This is a genomic window from Aquamicrobium terrae (assembly GCF_040545735.1).
Classification (GTDB): domain Bacteria; phylum Pseudomonadota; class Alphaproteobacteria; order Rhizobiales; family Rhizobiaceae; genus Mesorhizobium; species Mesorhizobium terrae_A.
In genome coordinates, this window is the sequence record NZ_JBEPML010000045.1 from 1 (window position 1) to 1,849 (window position 1,849).

1 protein-coding gene is annotated in these 1,849 nt (G+C 69.0%); it reads right to left on the reverse strand.

The features are described 5' to 3' along the window. A partial coding sequence (gene ilvD / locus ABID37_RS26200; protein WP_354199897.1) for a dihydroxy-acid dehydratase occupies positions 1-1,832 on the reverse strand: 1,832 nt, incomplete at its 3' end. Positions 1,833-1,849 lie beyond the last annotated feature (17 nt).

The window sequence follows — 1,849 nt, forward strand, 5'->3', positions numbered from 1 at the left end:
TCCGGCAGTTTCCGGACGGCGCCCTTGTCTGCGCTTGTTGCGAAGGCGGCGTAGGCCTTGAGGGCTGTGGTGACGTTGCGGCGGCGTTGCTCGGCCGGCTTCCAGCCCCGGGCGTCCTGCTCGGCGCGGCGTTCGGCCAGTTCGGCCTCCGGCACGGCCAGGCGGATGGAGCGGTTTGGAATGTCGATTGCGACGATGTCGCCGTCGCGCACCAGGCCGATGGTGCCGCCAAGGGCCGCCTCGGGCGAGACATGGCCGATCGACAGGCCCGACGTGCCGCCCGAGAAGCGCCCGTCGGTGAGCAGCGCGCAGGCCGCCCCCAGCCCCTTCGACTTCAGGTAGCTGGTCGGATAGAGCATCTCCTGCATGCCCGGCCCGCCGCGCGGCCCCTCATAGCGGATGACCACCACGTCGCCGGCCTCGACCTCGTTGCCGAGAATGCCCTTGACCGCCGCGTCCTGGCTCTCGAACACCTTGGCCGGGCCGGTGAAGGTCCAGATCTTCTCGTCGACGCCCGCCGTCTTGACGATGCAGCCGTCCACGGCAAGGTTGCCCTTCAGCACCGCCAGCCCGCCGTCCTTCGTGAAGGGATGCGCGGCCGAGCGGATGACGCCTTTCTCGCGGTCGAGGTCGAGGCTCTCCCAGCGCCGGTCCTGGCTGAAGGCCGTCTGGGTGGGAACGCCGCCGGGGGCGGCGAGGTAGAAGTCGCGCACCTTCTGGCTGTCGGTGCGCGAGATGTCCCAGTGCTCGATCGCCTGGCCCAGCGTCGCGGCGTGCACCGTCGGCTGGTCGCGCCTGATGAGGCCGGCCCTGTCGAGCTGGCCGAGGATGGCGAAGATGCCGCCGGCCCGGTGCACGTCCTCCATGTGGACGTCGGCCTTGGCCGGCGCCACCTTGCACAGGCACGGCACCTTGCGCGACAGGGCGTCGATGTCGGCCAGCGTGAAGTCGATCTCGCCCTCATGGGCGGCGGCCAGGATGTGCAGCACCGTGTTGGTGGAGCCGCCCATGGCGATGTCGAGGGTCATGGCGTTCTCGAACGCCCCCCTGGAGGCGATGGTGCGCGGCAGGGCGGTGGCGTCGTCCTGCTCGTACCAGCGCTGGGCCAGATCGACGATCAGGTGGCCGGCCTCGACGAACAGGCGCCGGCGGTCGGCATGGGTGGCCAGCGTCGAGCCGTTGCCGGGCAGCGACAGGCCGAGCGCCTCGGTCAGGCAGTTCATGGAGTTGGCGGTGAACATGCCCGAGCACGAGCCGCAGGTCGGGCAGGCCGAGCGCTCGATGGCCCTGACGTCCTCGTCCGAGACCTTGTCGTCGGCCGCCGCCACCATGGCGTCGACCAGGTCGAGCGCATGCTGCTCGCCCTTCAGCACCACCTTGCCCGCCTCCATCGGCCCGCCCGAGACGAACACGGTGGGGATGTTGAGGCGCAAGGACGCCATCAGCATGCCGGGCGTGATCTTGTCGCAGTTGGAGATGCACACCATGGCGTCCGCACAATGGGCGTTGACCATGTATTCGACACTGTCGGCGATGATCTCGCGCGAGGGCAGCGAATAGAGCATGCCGTCATGGCCCATGGCGATGCCGTCGTCGACGGCGATGGTGTTGAACTCCTTGGCCACGCCCCCCGCCTTCTCGATCTCGCGCGCCACCAACTGGCCGAGGTCCTTCAGGTGCACATGGCCCGGCACGAACTGGGTGAACGAGTTCACCACCGCGATGATCGGCTTGCCGAAATCGCCGTCCTTCATCCCCGTCGCGCGCCACAACCCGCGCGCCCCCGCCATGTTGCGGCCATGCGTCGTCGTGCGGGAACGGTAGGAAGGCATCAATCTCGTCCTTGGCT